17 protein-coding genes are annotated in these 24,116 nt (G+C 44.6%); all 17 read left to right on the top strand.

All coding sequences use genetic code 11. The features are described from left to right. Positions 1-19: 19 nt before the first annotated feature. The 17 genes from NAF19_RS24335 to NAF19_RS24255 all read left to right on the top strand — a co-directional run bounded on the left by NAF19_RS24335 (position 20) and on the right by NAF19_RS24255 (position 24,110). Positions 20-1,702 (top strand): DUF5060 domain-containing protein, encoded by a 1,683-nt coding sequence (locus tag NAF19_RS24335; protein WP_252792960.1) that lies wholly within the window; start codon positions 20-22, stop codon positions 1,700-1,702. A 175-nt stretch (positions 1,703-1,877) separates the two neighbouring features. Further along, positions 1,878-2,273: an HYC_CC_PP family protein gene (locus NAF19_RS24330; RefSeq protein WP_252792959.1), complete on the top strand. Its 396-nt coding sequence runs from the start codon at positions 1,878-1,880 to the stop codon at positions 2,271-2,273. 174 nt (positions 2,274-2,447) lie between these two features. Beyond that, positions 2,448-2,963, top strand: coding sequence for a DUF3347 domain-containing protein (locus tag NAF19_RS24325; RefSeq protein ID WP_252792958.1), 516 nt, complete (start codon positions 2,448-2,450; stop codon positions 2,961-2,963). Between the two features lie 43 nt (positions 2,964-3,006). Then, on the top strand, positions 3,007-5,256 hold the full coding sequence (locus NAF19_RS24320; protein ID WP_252792957.1) for a multicopper oxidase domain-containing protein: 2,250 nt from the start codon (positions 3,007-3,009) through the stop codon (positions 5,254-5,256). Between the two features lie 17 nt (positions 5,257-5,273). After that, the gene (locus NAF19_RS24315; RefSeq protein ID WP_252792956.1) at positions 5,274-7,292 is read left to right on the top strand and encodes a copper-translocating P-type ATPase; all 2,019 of its coding nucleotides are present in this window, start codon (positions 5,274-5,276) and stop codon (positions 7,290-7,292) included. A 129-nt stretch (positions 7,293-7,421) separates the two neighbouring features. Next, positions 7,422-7,727, top strand: coding sequence for a DUF6799 domain-containing protein (locus tag NAF19_RS24310; RefSeq protein ID WP_252792955.1), 306 nt, complete (start codon positions 7,422-7,424; stop codon positions 7,725-7,727). Positions 7,728-7,792: 65 nt separating this feature from the next. Continuing rightward, positions 7,793-8,161 carry an HYC_CC_PP family protein gene (locus tag NAF19_RS24305; RefSeq protein ID WP_252792954.1) on the top strand — a complete coding sequence of 123 codons (369 nt, stop codon included), beginning with the start codon at positions 7,793-7,795 and terminating at the stop codon, positions 8,159-8,161. Between the two features lie 121 nt (positions 8,162-8,282). Beyond that, positions 8,283-8,522 carry a heavy metal-binding domain-containing protein gene (locus NAF19_RS24300; protein WP_252792953.1) on the top strand — a complete coding sequence of 80 codons (240 nt, stop codon included), beginning with the start codon at positions 8,283-8,285 and terminating at the stop codon, positions 8,520-8,522. A 53-nt stretch (positions 8,523-8,575) separates the two neighbouring features. Continuing rightward, positions 8,576-9,850 (top strand): efflux RND transporter permease subunit, encoded by a 1,275-nt coding sequence (locus tag NAF19_RS24295; protein ID WP_252792952.1) that lies wholly within the window; start codon positions 8,576-8,578, stop codon positions 9,848-9,850. Next, positions 9,847-11,742, top strand: a complete 1,896-nt coding sequence (locus NAF19_RS24290; RefSeq protein WP_252792951.1) for an efflux RND transporter permease subunit — start codon at positions 9,847-9,849, stop codon at positions 11,740-11,742. Before NAF19_RS24295 ends, NAF19_RS24290 begins: the two co-directional genes overlap by 4 nt. Positions 11,743-11,750: 8 nt before the next feature. Beyond that, on the top strand, positions 11,751-12,974 hold the full coding sequence (locus NAF19_RS24285; protein WP_252792950.1) for a TolC family protein: 1,224 nt from the start codon (positions 11,751-11,753) through the stop codon (positions 12,972-12,974). Next, positions 12,949-14,118, top strand: coding sequence for an efflux RND transporter periplasmic adaptor subunit (locus NAF19_RS24280; protein ID WP_252792949.1), 1,170 nt, complete (start codon positions 12,949-12,951; stop codon positions 14,116-14,118). Before NAF19_RS24285 ends, NAF19_RS24280 begins: the two co-directional genes overlap by 26 nt. Further along, positions 14,108-15,358 (top strand): efflux RND transporter periplasmic adaptor subunit, encoded by a 1,251-nt coding sequence (locus NAF19_RS24275; protein WP_252792948.1) that lies wholly within the window; start codon positions 14,108-14,110, stop codon positions 15,356-15,358. Before NAF19_RS24280 ends, NAF19_RS24275 begins: the two co-directional genes overlap by 11 nt. A 227-nt stretch (positions 15,359-15,585) precedes the next feature. Further along, positions 15,586-19,257, top strand: coding sequence for an ABC transporter permease (locus NAF19_RS24270; protein WP_252792947.1), 3,672 nt, complete (start codon positions 15,586-15,588; stop codon positions 19,255-19,257). Between the two features lie 298 nt (positions 19,258-19,555). Then, positions 19,556-20,260, top strand: a complete 705-nt coding sequence (locus NAF19_RS24265) for a hypothetical protein (protein ID WP_252792946.1) — start codon at positions 19,556-19,558, stop codon at positions 20,258-20,260. A gap of 191 nt (positions 20,261-20,451) precedes the next feature. Then, positions 20,452-21,612: a helix-turn-helix domain-containing protein gene (locus NAF19_RS24260; RefSeq protein WP_252792945.1), complete on the top strand. Its 1,161-nt coding sequence runs from the start codon at positions 20,452-20,454 to the stop codon at positions 21,610-21,612. 65 nt (positions 21,613-21,677) lie between these two features. After that, positions 21,678-24,110, top strand: coding sequence for an ABC transporter permease (locus NAF19_RS24255; RefSeq protein ID WP_252792944.1), 2,433 nt, complete (start codon positions 21,678-21,680; stop codon positions 24,108-24,110). Positions 24,111-24,116 lie beyond the last annotated feature (6 nt).

Raw genomic sequence — 24,116 nt, 5'->3', positions numbered from 1 at the left:
TCATAATTTTAGGGCACTAATGAAAGCACTTAAAATTATTCCCGGCCTTTTTCTGTTGATATTGTCCGATTTTGTCGGACTGGCGCAGCCGAAAATAAACGCATACCAGCTATTAAATAAAGGTGTAAAGCAATATGAAAAGGCGGAGTGGGAAATAAAACTCGCCGCCCGGTATAGCAATCCATATAACCAGAAGGATATAACACTTGATATGTCGCTTATCTCGCCATCGGGCAAACCCGTTGCGTTGCCCTGTTACTTTGAAGGTGGCGATACAACTGCCTCGGTTTGGAGAGCCCGGTTTGCGCCGCAGGAAGCAGGAAAATATGTTTATCACTTCAGGGTTCAAAACAAAACGGGCGCGGTTGAATCTGCATCCGGGGCCTTTATTGCCGTTGCCTCTTTAAAGCCGGGTTTCTTACACAAAAACTCCTTATGGACTTTCAAATTTGATAACGGGCAACTTTTTAGGGGCATTGGTGAAAACGTTGGCTGGGAGTCGCGCGCGTTCGAAAACCCAAAATGGACTTATGATTATTTGCTGCCAACGCTAGCGAAAAACGGCGCTAACTTCTTCCGCACCTGGATGTGCTATTGGAACATGCCGCTAGAATGGCAAAAGGTAAATTCAACGAAACGATACGGCAATACAACCGAATACTTTAACCCGGGTGCCATCAAACGCATGGATGAACTGGTAAACCTTACAGATTCGCTGCACCTGTATTTTATGCTAACGATGGACTGGCACGGCCACCTGATGGAGGGCGGCGGCTGGAAAAACAGCCCCTACAATGTGGTAAACGGCGGCCCGGCAAAAACGCCCACTGAGTTTTTCACCCTGCGCGGCGCCCGCGATAAATACAAAAACAAGCTGCGTTATGTGGTGGCCCGCTGGGGATACAGCACCAGCATTGCTGCATTTGAATTTTTTAACGAGGTTGACAATGCCGCTTTCAACGGGGCCGACAGTATCTTAATTCCACACGCAGCAATTACCCAATGGCACGATGAGATGAGCCGGTATTTGAAAGATATCGACCCTAATCGTCATATGGTTACCACCAGCGTATCGCACCGGGATATTATCGGTATGAACTCCATTGCTTATATCGATTTTAACCAGAAACATATTTACAAACACACCGAAAAAATCCCGGCTATATACCCCGATTATATCCAAACTTTTGGCAAGCCATACGTGGTAGGCGAGTTTGGCTTCAGGTGGGAGGACGACGACCCGAAATATGGCAAAGATGAAGACTATGATTACAAGCGCGGACTTTGGTACGGCCTTTTCAGCCCTACGCCATTGCTTCCCATGACCTGGTGGTGGGAGTTGTTTGACACCCGGAAGATGACGCCCTATTTTAACGGCGTACGCCAGATTAGCGACGAAATGTTAAAAGCAGGAAACGGAAGCTTTGAGCAATTTGCAGTAACTATCGACCGGATTGAAAGCCACGGTGTACAATGCGGCAATAAATTTTTTGTGTACCTGCTTAATAATACCGGCGAAAAGATCACATCGCCGGTATCGTTTGCGTTTAAAGGCAAAGGTGCATTGGTAAAACAATTTGATCCTTCAACAAGGCAATATAAAACGCTTGCCGGATATACAGTTTTGCGTGGATCTATTAAAATAGGTGATTTATCCCTTGATACAAAGAAGGAGACGGTGCTGGTAATTGAGACCCGGTAACTTAACCTGTGCCCCTGTTCAATAAATAATTCGGCAAACTGAAGCTTTATCGAGCGTTCTGTCAAATGGCGACAAAACCATTATCCCTGGGTTTATATCGCCTTTGCGTAATTTTATAACATTAAACCATAATTGTATAAAACATTTCTCTGTATAAACTATAACTTTGTTATTAATGAAAAAGGCAGCGGTTTTCAGTATGGCAGCATTTTACCTGTTACTTACAACAGGGATGTTTGTTTGTATTGTGCACTGCGCTGCCGAAAGCATGGTTAAAAAACCGGCCATGGTTATGGCGCATAACCACGGCCATCAGTCTAAAAAACATTGTACCAATGGCTCAGGCTGCGACTGTTGCAAACAGCACGGCGCATATGTGGTTAAAGAAAATCTTAAACCGGGCTTCGACTACCTGTTTTCGCCCACGGCGGTATTAATTGCATTTGTTGTACCAGAAGGACTTTTTAAAACCAAACAGCAGTTAACTAATTATTGCTGGGCCGACACCAAAGCACCTCCCGGCAAATCGGGCAAGGCCTTGTCCATTCAATTACGTTCCCTTCAAATCTGATTTAAGCTTTGCTGTATTTACGGCCACCACATTCTATTGTCTAAATTATAGTAGCTTTAATTATTAAATAATACTTTCTGTTAAAAACACGATTTGCGACCGCTTAAATACGGTTGTAAGCAGCTGGTTTAATACTTAAACCAACAGATTGCTGAACATTAAACAAACAAAATCATGAAAAATATAAAATCGTTAATTATAGCCTTAATTGTTTTAACATCGTCGACACAAATAAAGGCGCAGGCTGTTACAACTAGTACTGCGGTTAATAATGTGGTAACCGCCTATTACGGGGTTAAAAATGCACTTACAGCCGATAATAATAACCTGGCGCAAACCAATGCCAAAGCTTTAGTTGCAGCCATTACCGCAGTGCCAATGGATAAGTTTACTGCTGACCAGCATAAACTTTGGATGAATTACTCAACCAAATTGCAGTTTGACAGCAGGCATATAAGCGAGAGCAGCGCGCTTGACCATCAGCGGGAGCATTTTACCAGTCTCTCAAAAAATCTTTCCGAACTGGTAAAGGGTTTAAAAATGAATACCGCAGTAATTTATGAGCAGTATTGCCCAATGAAAAAAGCTACCTGGTTGAGCGAGACCAGCGACATTAAGAACCCTTACTACGGCAAACAAATGCTAACCTGTGGCAAGGTTACTGAAACGCTGAACCCGGTAACAAAATAAATCATTTAAGCGCTGCCGGTTAGTCCCGGCAGCTTATTATAATATGAAAAGATACCTGCTGTTACCAGTTATTTTCTTGCTGTCTGTTTCTGCTTATGCCCAGCATATGATGGGTATGAAGATGGATAGTAAAGAGCCGCGCAAACCCTTTTACACCAAAATTGGCAATCGCGAAATTTATCACTTGTATATCGGCGATTCTACAGTAAACTATACCGGCAAAGCGAGGCCTGCCATGGTAATAAATGGGAGCATACCTGCTCCGGCGCTTGAATTTACCGAAGGCGATACTGCCGAGATTTATGTACATAACGAAATGATGATGGAAACCTCCATCCACTGGCATGGGCTGATATTGCCCAACCGCTACGATGGTGTTTCATACCTCACAACTGCCCCGATCGGGCCTGGCGAAACACATTTCTACAAGTTCCCGCTGGTGCAGCACGGTACTTACTGGTACCACTCGCATACCATGACGCAGCAGCAAAGCGGTATGTACGGCGCGTTTGTTATTCATTCTAAACACGAGGCCCCGCAAAAAGAATATACCTTACTATTAAGCGACTGGACAGACGAGAACCCCGACGAGGTGGAACGCTCGCTGCATAACCAAACTGATTGGTACGCAATACGTAAAGGCAGCACGCAAAACTATGCCGAAGGTCATTTTAAAACCAAGCTGACCAACGAGTGGAAAAGAATGGTGGCGATGGATGTAAGCGATGTGTATTACGACCGCTTTTTTAGCAATGGTAAGGCGGTTAACCATGCGTCGCAATTTAAAAAAGGCGACAAGGTGAGGTTGCGAATCGTGAATGGAGGCTCTTCAACTTATTTCTGGCTTAACTATGCCGCCGGCAAAATTACCGTGGTTGCCAATGATGGCGAAGATGTACAGCCAGTGCCAGTTGACCGGTTGATTATCGCCACCGCCGAAACCTATGATGTGGTAGTTACCATACCCCACGATGGTAGCTTTGAGTTTTTAGCTACGGCTGAAGACCGTACCCAATCTACCTCGCTATGGCTGGGCGGCGGTCCCGAAGTAAAAGCCAAACCCTTGCAGCATTTAAAATATTTTGAAGGCATGCAAATGATGAACGACATGATGGGAGTAGACGGCAACATGAAAAAGATGGATGGCATGGTGATGACCAACCAGGTAATGGACATGAATACAGTAATGTACCCGGAAATGAACGATGATGCAACGAAAAAGGACACAGTTGCACCGGATAAAAAAATGGCCGATATGACGGGTATGGATATGGGAAACACTGCCGGCATGGTTACGCTAAACTACGGCATGTTGAAGGCGTTAAAGCCTACAACCTTACTTGCCGGACCGGTTAAACTGCTGCATTTTAACCTTACCGGGAACATGAACCGTTATGTTTGGACCATCAACAATAAAACCGTTTCCGAATCGGATAAAATATTGATTAAGAAAGGCGAAAACGTTCGGATCATCCTGTATAACAATACCATGATGCGGCACCCCATGCACCTGCACGGGCACTATTTCAGGGTACTGAACGGACAGGGCGACTATTCTCCATTGAAAAACACATTGGATATTATGCCGATGGAAACCGACACCATTGAATTTGCAGCTACCGAAAGCGGCGACTGGTTTTTCCATTGCCATATTTTATACCACATGATGAGCGGTATGGGCCGCATTTTCAGTTACGAAAACTCCCCACCAAACCCCGAACTACCCGACCCGGCAAACGCTATTAAAAAGGTTTATGCTGATGACCGGCGTTTTTACCCGATGGCTAAAGTTGGCCTGGAAAGCAATGGCAGCGATGGCAATTTAAGCTTTGCAAATACACGCTGGAAATTATGGACCATGTGGCACCTGGGGATTAAAGACACAAAAGGCTACGAAAGTGAAACCATGATTGGCCGTTATTTTGGCCAGATGCAATGGCTGTATGGTTATGCCGGGTTTGATTATCACTATAAGAAAGCCACAGGGCAGGAAAAGAACCTGTTTGGCCAGGTGAGCAACAAAAACAACCGCCATACCGCAGTAGTCGGCCTGGCTTACACCCTGCCCATGCTGTTTGTTGCCGATGCGAGGATTGATGGCAATGGTAAATTAAGGTTTCAACTGGGCCGGGAGGATATCCCGCTTACCAGCCGGCTAAGGTTTACGGTGATGGGCAATACCGACAAAGAATACACTGCCGGTTTCAGGTATATTGTTACGAAGTATTTTTCGGTATCCAGCCATTATGATAGCGACATGGGATTGGGTGGTGGATTGACGTTGACTTATTAAAAAGCAGGATGATGAAAATGAACAAAATGCATGGCGGCATGGATCACAGTAAGATGCACCAGGGCAACGACCCACATCAGGGCATGTCAGAGCATGATCATCATGCGATGATGATAGCTGACTTTAAAAAACGGTTCTACGTGGTGCTGGCGCTCACTATTCCTATCATGATGTTGTCGACCATGATACAGCATTTCATGGGCGTTAACTGGCAATTTACAGGTTCGTCCTACATTTTGTTTGCACTTTCTTCGGTGGTATTTATTTATGGTGGCTGGCCATTTTTAACCGGGCTGGCAAACGAGGTAAAGGCTAAAAATCCGGGTATGATGTTTCTGATAGGGTTTGCCATAACAGTAGCTTACAGCTACAGCGTAGCTATCGTTTTCGGCTTAAAGGGGATGGATTTCTTTTGGGAGTTGGCTACGCTGATATTGATTATGCTGCTGGGGCATTGGATAGAAATGCGTTCAGTAATGGGGGCATCGAACGAACTGGAGTTATTAGTAAAGTTGATGCCTGCCGACGCCCACATGGTGATGCCGGATATGGTGCATGATGTAAAAACGGAGACTTTAAAAACGAATGATATTATCCTGGTAAAACCGGGTGAAAAAGTAGCAGCCGACGGAATTATACTGGAGGGCGAAAGTTATCTCAATGAATCTATGCTAACCGGTGAATCAAAACCGGTGCATAAGATTAAAGGAGATAAAGTAATTGCTGGGTCCATCAATGGCAATGGCTCCTTTAAGGTTACCGTATCTCATCCTGCAAAAGAGTCTTACCTCTCGCAGGTGGTCAAATTGGTGGATGACGCGCAAAAATCAAAATCGCAAACGCAGTTACTGGCGGATACGGCAGCAAAATGGTTAACCATTATAGCCCTGGTGACTGGTATTTCAACTTTCCTCTTTTGGTTTTTAACCGGGCATCCCTTGTCCTTTGCGATGGAAAGAATGGTAACCGTTATTGTGATTTGCTGTCCGCATGCATTGGGGCTGGCGGTGCCATTAGTTGTTGCCAAATCAACCGCCCTGTCTGCAAAAAATGGATTACTGATCAAAAAAAGGAATGCATTTGAAAATTCCAGAAAAATCACCACGATTGTATTTGATAAGACGGGTACATTAACGGTGGGAAAATTTGAGGTTTCAAAAATAGTTTCACTCCAAAAGGACTTAAAGGAAAATGAAATTATTCGTTTGGCATCAGCTTTGGAACAAAAATCAGAGCATCCCATTGCGACAGGCATCCTGCAGAAAGCAAAAGACTTAAAACTCACTATCCCGCAGGCAACGAACTTTAAAGCGATTAGCGGCAAGGGCGTTGAAGCCACGGTAGATGGCAAAAAGATATTGGTGGTTAGTCCCGGTTATCTGAAAGAAAGTAAGTTAGCCGTGCCGGATGGCTTTTCGGCCAACGATATAGAAACTGTAGTGTTTGTATTGATAGATAAAGAGCTGGCAGGGTATATAGCACTTTCTGACGAGATACGCCCCGAATCGGCAGAAGCTATTAAAACTTTAAAGGAGGAAAACATCAAATCTATTTTGCTTACCGGCGATAACAATAAAGTAGCGGCAAGCGTAAGTAAAACTTTGGGGATGGATAGTTTTATTGCCGAAGTTCTGCCCCATCAAAAATTGGAAAAGATTAAAAAATTGCAAAGCAAAGGCGAGTTTGTAGCCATGACCGGCGACGGTGTGAATGATGCACCGGCGCTGGCACAAGCTGATATTGGCATTGCGGTTGGCTCAGGCAGTGATATTGCTGCAGCAACCGCCGGTATTGTTTTAGTGAACAGCAATCCCAAGGATATTGTAAGCTTAATATTATTTGGTAAAGCCACCTATCGAAAAATGATCCAGAACCTGGTTTGGGCAACGGGTTATAACGTGATTGCCTTACCATTGGCAGCGGGAGTCCTTTTTAACCAGGGCATCGTATTAAGCCCGGCCGTGGGGGCGGCATTAATGACGGTTAGCACCGTGGTTGTTGCAATTAATGCCAGTATGCTGAAAGTTAAAACTTAATCTGATTTAGTTTCTCAATATACCGAAACGTGGCTCGATTAGTGTGCTCTAAATAATATCTACCAAAAAGTTAAAAACATGAAAAAAATTCTGATCGCCTTAACTGCAGTTGCACTAAGTTGTAGCGCAATGGCACAAACCAAAATGGCCGACACATCAATGCATAAGATGTCGCACATGTCTATGCACAAAATGAATCACTCAGCAATGATGATGAACGGCAAAATGATGACCGTGAGACACGGTAAAAAAATGCCTATGACCAAAACAATGACCATGACCAACGGAACGATGGTGATGACAGATGGTACCGTCAAAATGAAGGACGGTAAAACCATGATGCTGAAAGAGGGTCAATGCATAATGATGGATGGTAAGTTGATGAAAATGTCCATGAAAAAGGGCATGATGATGAAAGACACCATGAAAATGTGACCTGTTTTTATGCCCCGTATGGACAAATGCGGGACATTTGAATATAAAATCAGTAATTTAGACGCATGAAACGCACCGCGCTCATCTTATTAACGGCAGTTTACCTTTTATCCATTGCGGGTATAGGGGTAAACCGTTTTTATTGCTGCGGTAAACTCGCTTCGGTGACGCTGACCCTTGCTTCGACAGATCATACCGATAAGGGCAATTGCTGCAAGCATGAAAGCAAGAGTTTCAAGATAAGGGACGGGCACGTTATGGCGAAAACTACTGTTTTAGCCCAGTCTACACCGGCACTGTTACCGACACCAGCTTACGGCATCGCCGTTAATTCTCCAACAGAACAAACACTTCACACCAATTACCAGGCGAACGCCCCGCCGGGGAATCCTACGATACCTATCTATACTTTAAACTGCACTTACAGGATCTGACCTGTATTCTCCACTAGCCTTACTTTCTGTATCAGGCTATATTATCCCTTGTAATCCATCTTAATTCATTATTCACGCATTGGGCTTGCCCGTGTTATTATCGATTTTCAATTTTAAATAGATGAAAAAAATAATGCCGATGGCAGTTGCCATCCTATTCGCTGCTACAAGCGTTTTTGCTGCTCATTCAACAATCGCGTTAGCAGACACCACTAAGACAAAAAAAGTTAAACCGGCAAGGGTTCAGTACACCTGTACCATGCATCCTGAAGTAATCAGCAACAAACCCGGGAAATGCCCGAAGTGTGGTATGACGCTTGTTAAAAAGACTGATGCCAAAAAGAAACCGGCAGGAAAATAAAGATGTAATTCATTTCGGCCTTGCTTAAAGCAGGGTCGAATAAAACCTTTAAGATGATTAATCAACTTATTTCCCTGTCGCTGAAAAACAGGTATATCGTATTGCTGATCGCAACGATTCTTTTTGCTTGGGGTGCCTATTCTGTTAAGCAAAACTCCATTGATGCCATTCCCGACTTGTCGGAGAACCAGGTGATCGTTTTCACCGAATGGCAGGGCCGCAGCCCCCAGATTATGGAGGACCAGGTTACCTACCCATTGGTGAGCAACCTTCAGGGTATCCCAAAAGTAAAGTCCATCCGGGCCACCTCTATGTTCGGGATGAGCTTTGTATATATAGTATTTGATGACAAAGCCGATGTTTATTGGGCGCGAAGCCGTGTATTGGAAAGGCTGAACTATGCGCAGCGTTTACTGCCCGAAGGCATTACTCCAACATTAGGGCCTGATGGTACCGGCGTAGGGCATATTTTATGGTATACGCTGGATGCCAAAGGCCTTGACCTGGGCGAACAACGAGCTTTACAGGACTGGTATGTGAAATTAGGTTTGCAAACAGTACCTGGGGTTAGCGAAGTAGCTTCATTCGGTGGGTTTGAAAAACAGTACCAGATCAGCATTGACCCGCATAAACTCAACTACTATAACATACCCTTATCGCAGGTGCTTAAGGCTGTAAAAAGCAATAATAACGATGTAGGGGGCCGCAAGTTTGAAATGAACGGCACCGGTTACATTGTTCGGGGCCTGGGCTATATCAAAAATTTGCAGGACGTGGAGAATATCCCTGTTGGCGTTATCAACACCATTCCGGTAATGATAAAAGATATTGCAACCGTTCAAATGGGTGGCGACCTGCGCCTGGGCATATTTGACCAGAACGGCGAAGGAGAAGCTGTTGGTGGCATTGTTGTTATGCGCTACGGAGAAAATGCCGATAGGGTGATCCATGCGGTAAAAGATAAAATGACCGATATAGAGAAAGGTTTCCCACCCGGAGTTAAATTCAAGATAGCATACGACCGGAGTGAACTGATAGAAAATGCCATTGGTTCGGTTAAGCATACCCTCATTGAGGAGATGATAACCGTTTCAATTATTGTTATCCTGTTTCTATTCAGTTTGCGAAGCGCATTAAGTATTATCATACAAATACCCATCACAATAGCCACCAGCTTCATTTTGCTTAATGCCTTTGGCATCAGTTCCAACATCATGTCATTAACCGGTATCGCCCTGGCCATTGGCGTGATAGTGGATAACGGCATCGTAATGGTCGAAAACTCACACCGCAACCTGGCTATTGCACAAGAAAAAGAAAAATCATGAGCACAGCAGAAAGAATCAAAATTATAGAAGCCTCCTGCAAGCAGGTAGGGCGTGGCGTTTTTTTCTCCACTCTCATTATTGTTGCTTCATTCCTGCCGGTATTTTTACTGGAAGGCCAGGAAGGTAAATTGTTTGGCCCGTTAGCCTGGACAAAATCTTTCATCCTCGCTATTGACGCTATCCTTGCGGTAACGCTGGCGCCGGTGCTCATTTCCTTTTTCCTCAAAGGTAAATTGCGAACTGACAACCATAACCCCCTGAACCGGGTACTGCAAAAGGTATATCACCCGGTATTAAACTGGTGCATGACCTGGCGGAAAACCACTATAGGTATTAACATACTTGCTTTAGTAATCAGTGTACCGTTATTACTAAGCCTGGGTACGGAGTTTATGCCGCCTTTAGATGAAGGAACAATCTTGTTTATGCCGGTTACCCTGCCCGATGTTTCCAATTCAGAAGCCAAGCAGATATTACAGGTACAGGACAGGATAATTAAAAGCCTGCCCGAAGTAAAAAACGTATTGGGTAAAGCAGGACGAGCAAATACCGCTACCGATAATTCGCCTATAAACATGGTGGAAACAATCATTTTGTTAAAGCCCAAAGACGAATGGCGAAAAGGCATTAAAAAGGAAGATATTATTAATGAGTTAAACGCCAAACTACAAATACCCGGCGTAGTTAACGGCTGGACACAGCCTATCATCAATCGTATCAATATGCTTTCGACAGGTATCCGTACCGATGTGGGTTTAAAGGTTTACGGGCAAAACCTGGACACCATTGCTGCATTATCCACCCAAATGAAAAAGGCGCTGCAGGGCATTGCGGGTGTAAAAGACATCTACGTTGACCCGATCACCGGTGGAAAGTATTTGGATATTAAAGTGAACAAGGATGCCATTGGCCGTTACGGCCTGAGTGTGGATGATGTGAACGAGGTTGTTGAAAGTGCACTCGGTGGGATGAACCTTACCCCAACCATTGAAGGGCGCAGGAGATTTAGTGTGAACCTGCGGCTTGCACAGGATTACCGCAACAACCTGGACGCTATAAAACGCACACTGGTACAAACAAGTAATAACGGGCCAATTCCATTATCATCGGTTGCGGATATCCAAATCAGTGATGGCCCGGCTATGATACAATCAGAAAATGCCTTATTGCGGGGCACGGTATTGTTCAATGTACGCGACCGGGATTTGGGCAGTACTGTTGACGAGGCGCAGAAACGGTTAAACAACATGGTTAAAACTTTGCCCAAAGGCTATTTTATTGAATGGAGCGGCCAATATGAGAACCTGATCCGCGCCGAGCATACCCTGAAACTGGTTTTGCCAATTGTATTGGTCATCATTTTCGCCTGTTTGTATTTCGCCTTCCGGTCTGTCCGCGAGGCATTTTTCAGCCTCATCAGTATTCCATTTGCATTGATAGGCGGCGCGTACATGGTGTATTTTTTTGGCGTGCATTTATCTGTAGCAGTTGCGGTTGGGTTTATAGCCCTGTTTGGCATTGCTGTAGAAACAGGAATAGTAATGGTGATATACCTGAACGATGCGATGCAGCAATTAGTAGCCCTTAAAGGCAACTCCAGAGAGAACATTACCCGGGCTGACCTGCATGAATATGTAATGAACGGTGCGGTAAAAAGACTAAGGCCAAAGCTGATGACGGTTTGCGTAGCCTTGTTCGGGCTGGTACCCATCCTATGGTCCACCGGTACGGGCAGCGACGTGATGCAGCCAATTGTATTGCCGATGATTGGCGGGGTATTAACATCTTCCACCCATATTTTACTGGTTACCCCACTGATTTTTTTAATGGTGAAGGAATATGAACTAAAGAAGTATGGCAAGCTTGAAGTATTGGATGTAAAGGAGCAATAACCATGAAAATGAAATATCAAATTATAGCTATAACGCTTGCCTGTTTTGCCGGCCTGTCGGTAAAAGCGCAGCATTTGTCGTTAGACAGTGTTTTACACCGCGTTGCGAATAATCCGGCATTGCAGGCTTACGATGCGAAGATCAGTGCGCAGGATGCTTATGCCGCCGGGGCAAAAAGCCTGGACGCGCCAAAGATCAGCGCGGGGCAGTACCAAACCCCTTACCGGATTAATCCGAATGGCGGATCATTTATGATCCAGGCGGAGCAAATGTTCACAAACCCGGCAAAACTCCGGGCAAAAGAAGATTACATGAAAGGCATGTCGAAAGTGACGGCAGCCGATAAAGGTTATTTAAAAAACCAGCTCATCGCCCAGGCCAAACAATACTATTATGAACGGGTGATACTGGAAAAGAAGCTGGCCCTGCTTGGAAATACACGGGGGCTACTGGAATACATGCTTAAAGATGCCAATATCCGCCTGACGTATGGCAAAGAAAAGTTAAGTAACATTTATAAAGCCAAAGCCGAATTATTTGAACTGGATAATACAGATGAGCAACTGAAAAACGAGGTCAGTCAAAATAATATTATGCTGAATACCCTGATGAACAATGATAAGCAAACGGCCTTTACGGTGGATACCATTATTGATGTAAAAAATTACGAAAACAGTATCACCGATACTGTGACACTTGTAGCCACCCGAAGTGATATTAAAGGGGTAAGCCGAAGTATTGAACTACAGCAATTAAATTCCCAAATAGAATACAGCAAGCGAAAACCGGATTTTGGTATCCAGGCAGCGCATATGTTTAGTTACGGGGGGATGGCTAATCAATACGTCCTTATGGCCTCAGTTACGATACCAATTGTTCCCTGGGCCTCTAAGGAATATAAAGCCAATCTTAAAGGCATCCAATATGAAGTGCAGGAGTTACAGCAAAAGAGGCTCGACATACTGAACCAGGCCGAAGGCCAGTTGACCGGCCTGAGAACAGGCATGAACAGTAAAACCAGGCAGATCAACAACTATCGGCACAACATTATTCCTGCCTTACAAAACAGTTATAAAACCTCGCTGCAGGCTTATGATCAGAATACAGGTGATCTGCCATCGGTATTGAATGCCATCAAAGACCTGCAAATGGCAAGAATGACGGCCTTTGACCGTTTACAGGAACTTTTATTATTACAGGTAGCTTATGAAAAGGAAAATGAACAATACTAAAATAATACTAGTCGCCTTTGGGTTAAGCGGAATGCTGTTCGCTGCTTGTTCCGACCATACAAAGGAGGGGGGCGTTACAAAATCGGGCAAACCAGCGGATGCAAATATTGGTTTAAGTACAGTTTTACAGCCAGTCAATTCCTCGGTTTTATCAACGGTAAATGCCATTGTGCCGAAACAAAAAGCCGTGCAGACAACCATTCCGGCGGAGGGATACCTTGATTTTGATACGCGTACTTTTAATAATATTGCGGCCCGGTTTTCCGGGCGAATTGAAAAATTGTACATCAAATATGCGTTCCAGGAGATACACAGGGGGCAACGTATTTTTGATATTTATAGCCCCGACATGGTTACCGCACAGCAGGACCTCATTTATCTCAACAGAAACTCAGCCCAGGAAACAAACCTGGTTGATGCCGCAAAGCAAAAATTGTTGCTGTTGGGCATGTCGGCCGCACAAGTGGATAAGGTTGTCAAAACCGGCAAGCCATTCAATAGTTTACCGGTTTACAGCCCCTATGATGGCCATGTTCATGATGTGGCGCACAGCCAGATGCCCGGCAGTACAGCTGTCAGGCCTGAGCAAAACTTCACCGGTAATCTTCCTTTATTAATTAAGGAGGGTATGTATATAGAAAAAGGACAGCCCGTTTTTAATGTAGTTAATCCCCACCATTTATGGGCCATTTTAAAGATTGACCGATCAGCAGTTGCTGGTTTAAAGCTAAATCAGCCGGTGAAAATCAGCTCACCAGATATGCCGGGTAAAACAATCAACGGGAAAGTCGATTTTATTGAACCTTTTTTGCAGGATGGCGACAAAAGCACCAGCATCCGGGTTTATATAGACAATATGGATCATACCCTAAAAGTGAATGCCCTGGTTAAGGTGACTATACAAACAGGAGAAATAAATGCCTTATGGATACCACGGGCGGCATTATTAGATTTAGGGGAAACAAAAATAGTGTGGCTTAAAAATGGCCCGTTATTTAAAGCCCGCCAGGTGAGTACAGGAATAATAAACGGGAATGAGATACAAATTACCAAAGGTTTAGCCGTGACTGATAGCCTGGCAGAAAATGCCCAATATTTAACGGATAGTGAAAGTTTTATTAAAACCCGGGAAAATGAAAAATAAGCACACAAGGACTTCGAAGTTTATGATAACAGGGAAAAATATACTGTTTGTTTTAGTATTAGCGGCGTTGTTTACAGCTTGCAAACAAAAACCGCAACAGGTAACAAAGGCACAAAGCAAAGCCTATTACACCTGTTCGATGCATCCACAGGTACATGAAGACCATGACGGTAATTGCCCAATTTGCGGCATGAAGTTGATCAAGGTAGAAATAGCCGGTACTAATGCCGGTACAGCCAGCGATAAAATCATGCTGACTGCATCGCAAATCCAGCTGGCCGGTATTCAAACGGACACGGTACGGGAAGAAAATGTCGGTAATGAAAAAACCTTGACGGGAACGGTTACCACAAACGAAAACCTGGCTGAACAGCTAAGTGCCAGAATTTCAGGACGGATACAACAGCTTTTTGTTAGGGCCGTGGGTGAAAAAATAACTATTGGCCAACCTGTTTATTCCATTTACAGCGAAGATTTGCAGGAAGCAGAGAAAGAATACCTGCTGGCGGTGCAACAACAAAAAGTATTGAATAATCCGGATGTTGATTACAAGCAATTAATAGGCGCAGCCGAAAATAAACTCAAACTGTGGGGTATTACTAAGTCGCAAATCAGGAGTTTGGTTTCTACGGGAAAAGTTTCTGCAACCATAAATATTCAAAGCCAGGTAAACGGGACAGTGAGTGAAATAGCTGTGCATGAGGGGGATTATATAACAGAAGGCATGGCTATCCTGAAAACCCAGGCATTAACCAGTTTATGGGTGCAAGCGCAGCTTTACGCCAATGAAGCGGGAACGTATAAAGAAAAGGACCAGGTAAGTGTTTCGTTCCCCGACCTGGGCGGCCGGGTAATAAAAGGAAAAGTTGAATTTATCAACCCTGAATTGTCAGATGCCTCAAAAGTAGATTTGATCCGTATCAGCATACCAAACACACAAGGGTTGATCAAGCCTGGAATGCTTGCTTATATTTCATTAGCCTCCGGCGCTCAGCGGTCTTTGGCTATTCCTGTCACATCCGTACTATCAGATGGGACCGGCGATAAAGTATGGGTAAAAAACACAGATGGAAGCTACTCGCCAAAGATGATCAAACAAGGCAAAGGGAACCAAAATTATATCACCGTCATTTCAGGTTTAAATGCAGGCGATATTGTGGTAACAAACGGGGCTTATCTTTTAAATAGTGAAGCTATTTTTAAAAACGGTAACGACCAGATGGGTGGTATGAAGATGTGAGTTACGAAAACAACAAAAATTATCATCTGTCATTCCCGGGCATTCAACAAATGACTAAAATGGAAACGCTGATATGGTTAGCGTAATGTCAGGACGCGTGAATTTCAACTCAAAACCGAACGGCCTGATGTTCAGTATCGTTACAATAATCCGGACGAATAAAAACACAACTTACTATATGGCAACGTGTTAACAATTTGGAACGACGATTGACGAATTAAAACTACTTGAATGCGTACACTTTCCATATCAGCCCCTATGACCTGGCCTTCCTGGGAACAATTTTCGTCGGGCTGACTTTTGCCCTGCAATTATGGTTCACCAAAAGAATCAACCAAACGGCAAACCGGTTCCTTAGCCTGGCGTTAGCCATAATGGTTTTGTGGGTGGCGTGGGTATTGGGTATCGACCTCCGGTTGACGACCGTTTTTCCACATTGGAGCCAGCTTCCGCTGCAATTTTCGTTGGCCCTTGGCCCCCTGATCTATTTTTATGTACTTAAAATTACCCGGCCGCAATATAAATTCAGATGGAAGGATCTGCTTCATTTTAGCCCGCTGCTGGTGGAGCAAGGCGTTCTGGCACTGGAGATTAAGGAGAGTATAAAAACGGGTGCAGCTACTTACGATACTTTCACCTTTCATTATGTAAACCCCGTATTGCAGCTATTGGCATTTTTTTCAGTCATTATCTATTTGTATTACTCTTTTAGGCTGATAGACCACTTTTACCGGCGGCAGAAATTTAACGCTGTGAGCGACAGGTACCGGCACGAATTGCGATGGCTGTATAATTTACTTACCGGTTTTGGTGCGATATGGTTGTTATGGATCCCCTTTACGGCTGCGGATTACTATTACCAATTAGGGCGCCATGTATATTATCCCCTGTATCTTTTTTTAGCAGTAATGGCTATCTGGATGGCGGTAACAGCATTTTTAAAGCCGGAAATTAGCGCGCCGCCTAATCCGTCTCCGGCTTTAAAGCCGTCCCCGCCGGCTGAATTGAAGCAAAAAGGTATTTGGCTGAAAAAAGCTGTCGAAGCTAACCGGTATTACCAGGACCCGGAACTAAGCCTAAGCTTGCTGGCCGAAAGGCTTGAGCTGACTACCCATGAATTATCCCGTATAATCAATACTGCGCTCAAAAAGAGTTTTAATGATTTCATTAATGAATATCGCGTTGCCGAATTGATCCGGAGAATGCAGGACCCTGCTAATGACCACCTCACCTTGCTGGGTCTGGCATATGATTCGGGATTTAATTCAAAAACTTCATATAACCGTATTTTTAAACAATTGACCGGGAAAAACCCGGTGGACTATAAAGCCGAGTTGAAAAAAGAAGCCCCATCTTATAGTTTGGGGCTTCATCGCAGCCGGGCCGCGGTAATTTCGTACCGTCAAACCGCTCCGAAATGGGCGGACACGAAATTAAACCGCAACTATATGTTTAGAAATTATTTAAAAATCGCGTGGCGCAGCATCAGCCGCAATAAGGTATATACCTCCATCAATGTGCTTGGATTATCACTCGGCGTATGCGCCTGTTTGATTATTTATTTGATAACCAGTTTTGAATTAAGTTACGATACTTTTCACCCTGATAAGGACAGGATATACCGGCTCGTAACGTTGATGCAGGATCCCCAGGGAAATAAGTCTGAGGGGAGTAGTGGTATAATGGCGTTACCCATGACCGCACGAAAGGAGTTGAGCGGCTTTGAAGATGCAACCGGGTTTTACAATTATTTTGCAAAGGTTACTGTACCTGGCATCAATGGTGCCGCTAAAAAGTTTTTCGCGCCAAAAGAGGGTGAAGAAACCTCGCCGGTTATTGTAGCGGAACCACAATATTTCAAAATATTCCAATACAAGTGGCTGCGGGGCGACCCCTCTACAGCTTTAAGTGAGCCCTTTAAAGTAGTGCTATCACAACAGGAAGTGCACAAATATTTTGGTACAACACCATTGCAGGATGTTGTCGGCAAAGAAGTTATTTACAATGATTCGTTGCGGCTTACGGTGTCCGGCGTTGTGGAAGACTGGGATAAGCATACCGACTTTGGCTTTAAGGACTTTATATCATTTGCAACCGTTCAGCATAGTTTTCTGAAAAACGATATCGATTTGCAAAGCTGGCGCATGTGGGATTCTGACTCGCAAGGGTATGTAAAATTGGCGAAAGGGGTAACGCAGGCCCAGGTTGAGAAACAGTTTCAGCAATTTGTTAAAGCACATATCAGGGTGGAGGCAGGGTCAAAAGTACAAATGTTGCTGCAACCTTTGTCCGACATCCACTTCAATAACCATTACCCGGATTCGTATTCGCGACAGGCGCATTTACCCACGCTTTACGGCTTAATGGCTATCGCTGTTTTTATATTACTCATAGCAGCTATTAATTTTATCAATTTATCAACCGCCCAGTCGCTGCGCAGGGCAAAAGAGGTTGGCGTGCGTAAAGTACTGGGCAGCAGTAAAAGCAATTTAACTATCCAGTTTTTAGTGGAAACATTTATAGTTACTGCCATAGCTTTGGTCATCGCGGTGGCGGCCGTTAGCCCCATCATTTCAGCCTTCCACACCTTTATACCCCAGGGCGTGGCCTTAAATTTATTTAGTGCGCCGGTGCTTTTGTTTTTGGGTGCCATACTTATAATAACAGCGTTGCTTGCCGGTTTTTATCCGGGAATGGTGTTATCGTCGTACCTGCCGGCGTTAAGTTTAAAGGGGGAAAGCACATCGCCGAGCAGTCGTAAAAGCTACCTCCGGAAAACATTGATCGTGTTCCAGTTTACCGTGTCGCTGGTATTTATTATCGGCGCATTGGTTGTTGGGGACCAGATACGTTTTGTTTTAAATAAAGACCTTGGTTTTAACAAAGACGCTATTATTACTGTCCATACCAACGGGAATGGTGCTAAGGATCAGCTTAATGTTTTTTGCAACGGGGTAAGGGAATTACCAAATGTAAAAATGGTAAGCCGGCATCATGCAACACCGGCAGCACAAAGGCATTCCGGAACCTTTATTGAATACAAAGGTGTGGGCGGGGCTAAAATAGACGCTTCGTTTGATTTTTGCGACGAAAATTACGTACCCCTGTTTGGTTTGAAAATTATAGCGGGGCGCAACCTTTCGCATTCTGATACGCTAAAAGAATACCTGTTAAATGAAACATGCGCCAAAGCGCTTGGGTTCAGCAAGCCGGCAGATGCCGTTGGCAAGACGGTTGAAATGGGAATGTCGGATTCAAAAAGACAAGTAGTAGGTGTTGTAAAAGATTTCCATTCAAAATCATTACACGAAGTTATCACCCCATTTTTTATGGGCACCCTTAAAGGCCGGGAACGAACCGTCAGCATAAAATTAGCCCCGGGCAAAGGAGCCGGCGGTTTTAAAACAACAATAGCGCAGGTAGAAAAAACGTGGAAAAAGGTATATCCTAACGAAAAATTTGAATATGCTTTTTTAGACCAAACCATTGCCGGCTTTTATGATAAAGAGCAGAAAACTGCGCAGCTAATGAATACCGCAATGCTTATCGCAATATTTATTTCGTGTATGGGATTGTTTGGCCTGGCGACATTTACCGCACAGCAACGTGTTAAAGAAATAGGCATACGCAAAGTTTTGGGCGCTAGTGTTACCAACATAGTATCCATGTTAAGCAAAGATTTTTTAGTGCTGGTAATTATTGCGTTCCTTATCGCGTCACCAATTGCTTTTTATTTAATGTATACCTGGCTGCAGGATTTTGCTTACCGGGTTTATATTAGCTTGTGGATATTTTTATTGTCAGGATTATCGGCAATAATAATAGCCTTTGCCACCGTAAGTTTCCAGGCTATAAAAGCGGCATTGGCAAACCCTGTGAAGAGTTTGCGTTCCGAGTGATTGGAGATTAGAGACCAGAGGTTAGTTAAACTAATCTCTGATCTCTAATCAACTAACAAAAAGCGTTCCGGGGTGGGATACCCAAGCCGACGGATGGACCATGAGCGGCAATAAAGGTGGATTTGTTGCGCAACACGGGTATATCTATATAGTTACCGATGGGCAGCCCGTGATATTTAGCGGGCAGGACGGCATTTGTGATTAGTTACTTATTAGCCGTGAAGAGATTTAGTCCGTCGCTGTTTATTATAAAATAACAGCTATATTGTACCAAATTAAACGTCACAATCCACGCTACATGGAAACCGGGTACAAAAATGTCAGCCTGCTGTTTGTTGTAATTTTCGGCATTGTTGTTTTGGGGTTTTTCAAAACCTATTTCGGGCTATTTCCGGGCTTCAATAATGTTACCCTCATCCAGCATATTCACGGCCTGCTGTTCACCACCTGGTTTGTGTTGCTGGTTGTTCAGCCCCTGCTTATCCGCTACGGCAAATATAAGGCGCACCGCATCATTGGCCGGCTTACCTATGTGCTGGTGCCCTGTATTATTATTTCCATTCACTTTATAGCGCGCGAAGCATACTTAAATGCCGTAGCCGCTCATGCGCCCCAACAGCGCGTTCTCGCCGGAATGTATTTCCCTACTTACCAGATATTTGATTTCCTCGTGCTGTACCTGCTTGCCATCATCAACAAACACCGCCCCCCCTACCACATGCGCTATATGATCGCTACTTCGCTGGCTATTGCCGGGGCAGGGTTGCGCAGGGTTTTCACCCACATGGTGGGCCTGAACGGGGCAGAGGCAGTACTGCTTGGCTTTTTAATACCCGACCTGCTTCTGGCAGCACTCATTGTTTACGATAAGATAAAGGGCAATAACAGCAGGGCGTATGTCATCGCGTTCATTATCCTTGCGATATCGCATTACAGCTACTATTTTATACCTGATTCGGCGTTATGGCAATCTGTAAGCGGCTATTTTGTAAGGTTTTTCTAATGCGAATTACCCATGGGGTTATGGGCTTGTACCGCCGTAAGGGAATGACTTTAAGCGGGCCAAGTTCATTAACAGGCAAAACCAAACGCCCAAATTTGCGCTTTTTTTACAATCTTCGAAGCTCATAAACGCTAATTTTCCATTTGCCTGGATATTAGCAACTTGGAGCAGCTATTGATTATTTGTGTCACTTGAACCCATATACATTACATATTAACCTTTACGACCTGGCATTCCTGGGAACGATATTTATCGAGCTAAATTTTGCCTTGCTTTTAGGTTTCGCCAAAAGGACCAACAGGACCGCAAACCGTTTTCTGGCCCTGGTATTGGTTACCATTGTTTTGTGGATAGCCAGGATATTGGGCATTGATATCGGGCTGTCAGCTTACCTACCTGGTTGGAGCCGGTTTCCGCCGCAATTTTCGCTTGCACTTGGACCGCTTATCTATTTTTATGTGCTCAAAATAACCCGGCCGGAATACAAATTCAGGTACAAGGATTTGCTGCATTTTAGTCCATTGCTACTGGAACTGGGTGCACACGCACTGGAAGTTGGGGATAGCATAAAAACAGGTGCCGCTACATATGATACACGGACCTATCAGCAGCTGAGCCCGGTATTGCATTTACTCGCATTTATTTCAGTCAGTATTTACCTGTATCAGTCGCATAAGCTGATATGGCGTTTTTATAATCATCTTAAATTTAACGGTGGCGACCGGTACCGGCACCAACTCCGGTGGTTGCATAATTTATTGAAAGGTTTTGCCTTGTTGTGGTTATTGTGCATACCGTTTACAGCCGCAGACTATTTTTATTACCATTACCAATTAAGCATCCATGCTTATTATCCGTTATATCTCCTGGTAGCGGTATTAACCATTTGGATGGCCGCAGCCACTTTCTTAAGACAGGAGGCTGGCGTGCTGGCCGCTGCCCCTTCATTTTTAAAATCACAACTCCCTGCTGAGCTAAAGCAAAAAGGTACCTGGCTGAAAAAAATCGTCAAAACAAATTGCTATTACGAAGACCCGGAACTGAGTTTAGTTTCGCTTGCTGAAAAGCTTGACCTGACGACCCATGAATTATCCCGCATCATCAATACAGCGCTCAAAAAAAGTTTCAACAATTTCATCAATGAGTATCGCGTTGCGGACGTAATCCGGAAAATGCAGGACCGGGCCTATGGCCATATCACACTGATGGGCATCGCCTATGATTCGGGCTTCAACTCTAAGAGCGCCTTTCACCGGATTTTTAAGGAGTTGACTGGTAAAAGCCCGGCGGAATATAAGGCTGATCCCAAAAAAGAACTCCCATCTTATAACTTAGGACAACATCCCCAATAGCCGCGGTAATTTCGAACCAGCAAACCATCCCGAAGTGGTGTGCCGAGAAATTAAACCGCAGTTATATGTTTAAAAATTATTTAAGAAACGCCTGGCGCCACATTGCACGCCACAAAACTTATTCGGCCATTAATGTAATGGGGTTGGCGCTGGGTATTTGCGGCTGCCTTGTTATTTACCTGGTAGCCAGCTTTGAGTTCAGCTTTGATGCTTTTCATCCGGACAAGGAACGCATTTATTGTGTCGATCTAAGCTCTAACTGGGGGCCAAACGCCACCCTTATGCATTGGAACTCGGTGCCGGGCACGATGCCCGATGCGATGCGCAATGATATTTCCGGGCTGGAAACGGTGGCAGCTTTTCACCCCTATTTGCCAAAGGTAACGATAAAAGCGGGCGACAAAGCGGTTAAGGAATTCGATAAGGCAACGGCGGTAATTGCCCAGCCTGATTATTTCGACATATTGCCATATTCCTGGTTAAGCGGCAGCAAGAAAACATCGTTGAATAACCCAATGACCGTAGTACTTACCCAAAGCCGTGCGCAAACCTATTTCGGCAACCTGCCGCCCAACGAGATGATAGGGAGAACGATCACTTACGACGATTCGCTTACGGTAACAGTGACCGGCATCCTTCAGGACTGGAATAAAAATTCGGATTTTAATTTTTCTGAGTTTATTTCCTACAGCACCATTAAAACCAATTTTTTACGACACCGGATCTCATTGGATAACCCGCACATGATTGATGGCGATAGTCAAGTGCTTGTAAAGTTGCCCGCAGGCGCGAACCCCTCACAAATAGATGCCCAGTTTCCGGCATTTATAAAAAAGTATATCAATACCCTCCCTAATCCGAGAACGCACGGCCGGCTACAACCATTTACCGGTATTCATTTTCACAAAGAATATGGCGGACGTGGGAACAAAGCCGATTTGAGGGTGCTGTATATTCTTTCGGCGGTGGCGCTGTTTATATTATTTATCGCAGCTGTTAATTTCATCAATTTATCAACGGCGCAATCCATACAACGCACTAAAGATATTGGCATCCTTAAGGTGTTGGGCAGCGGGCGGGGTGGTGTTCTCATCCAATTTTTAACCGAGACATTTATCCTGGCCTTATTGGCGGTGGCTATAGCCGTAATTGCCATGCAGCCTGTGTTGAATTTGTTCGCCGGCTATATCCCGGCATGCGTTAAATTCCACTTTACAGATTATACCACCTGGATATTTTTGGCCTGCGCCGCAATTTTCACCACCCTGGTTGCAGGCTTTTACCCCGCGAGGGTGTTATCGGCATTTAAGCCAGTGGCCAGCCTGAAGGGCGAAACAAGTAGCCGGGCGGGCAATAAAGGCTACCTGCGTAAAAGCCTCATCGTTTTCCAGTTTACCATATCGCTTGTTTTTATTATCAGCACTATAGTGGTCGACCGGCAGGTTAACTACATGCAAAACATTGACCTGGGCGTTGAAACAAGCAATATTATCACGTTAAGAACCCTGTTTCGGGAACAACCGGGGAAAGTGAAAGTGCTTGCCGAAAACATAAAACGATTGCCCGGCATTGAACAGGTGATAACAGGGGCCACCCCTCCGATAAGCGTTAGCCATCTGATAGATGCAATACAATTACAGGGTAGCAATAAGCAATCTATCGAGTCTTACGCCTATTCGGGCAATGCCGGTTTTGTGCCATTTTACCACATGAAAATAGTCGCCGGCCGTAATTTGTTGCAATCAGACAGCGTAACGGAATACCTTATAAACGTAACCGCAGCAAAGGCCATGGGGTTTAGCGATCCGCAACAGGCCATTGGCAGGCTTTTAGGGAATACCGCGCGGGATAAAGCCTGGCCTATAGTGGGCGTGGTTGCCGATTTTTACGAAGAATCATTTTATCATCAAATTTTGCCATGCACAATATCCAATAACCCTGACGTACAAAAGACCATTGCTTTGAAACTAACCCCCGCCGAACATCAGAAGGGCGATATACCGTTGCTGATAAACCAAATCGCAAAGGAATGGAAGAAACTTTACCCTGAAGAACCCTTTGACTATGCTTTCCTGGGCGAATCGGTAGCAAAGCTTTACGAAAGTGAGCGGCAAACAGCATGGCTTATCCGGACGGCAACGCTCATCACCATCTTTATTTCGTGCATGGGCTTGTTCGGCCTGGCGATGTTCACCACCGAGCGAAGGACCAAGGAGATCAGCATCAGGAAAGTGCTGGGCGCCAGCGTTACCAATATATTAATGCTGCTAAATAAAGAGGTGATCGTGCTGATAGCTATTTCGTTGCTGATATCCTCGCCCATAGCCTGGTTGCTGATCCACAAATGGCTACAGAATTTTGCCTACCATACCAACCTGAACTTATGGGTATTTGTACTGGCAGGTGCAGGGGCCATGTTAATAGCACTGGCAACCATAAGTTTTAGGACGATGCGATCTGCGGCGGCTAATCCGGTGAGAGGGTTGAGGAATGAATGAAATACG

The organism is Mucilaginibacter flavidus (assembly GCF_024055575.1).
GTDB classification, from domain to species: domain Bacteria; phylum Bacteroidota; class Bacteroidia; order Sphingobacteriales; family Sphingobacteriaceae; genus Mucilaginibacter; species Mucilaginibacter flavidus.
The sequence above is the reverse complement of the archived record's forward strand: the minus strand, read 5'-3'. Positions and strand labels throughout refer to the sequence as shown.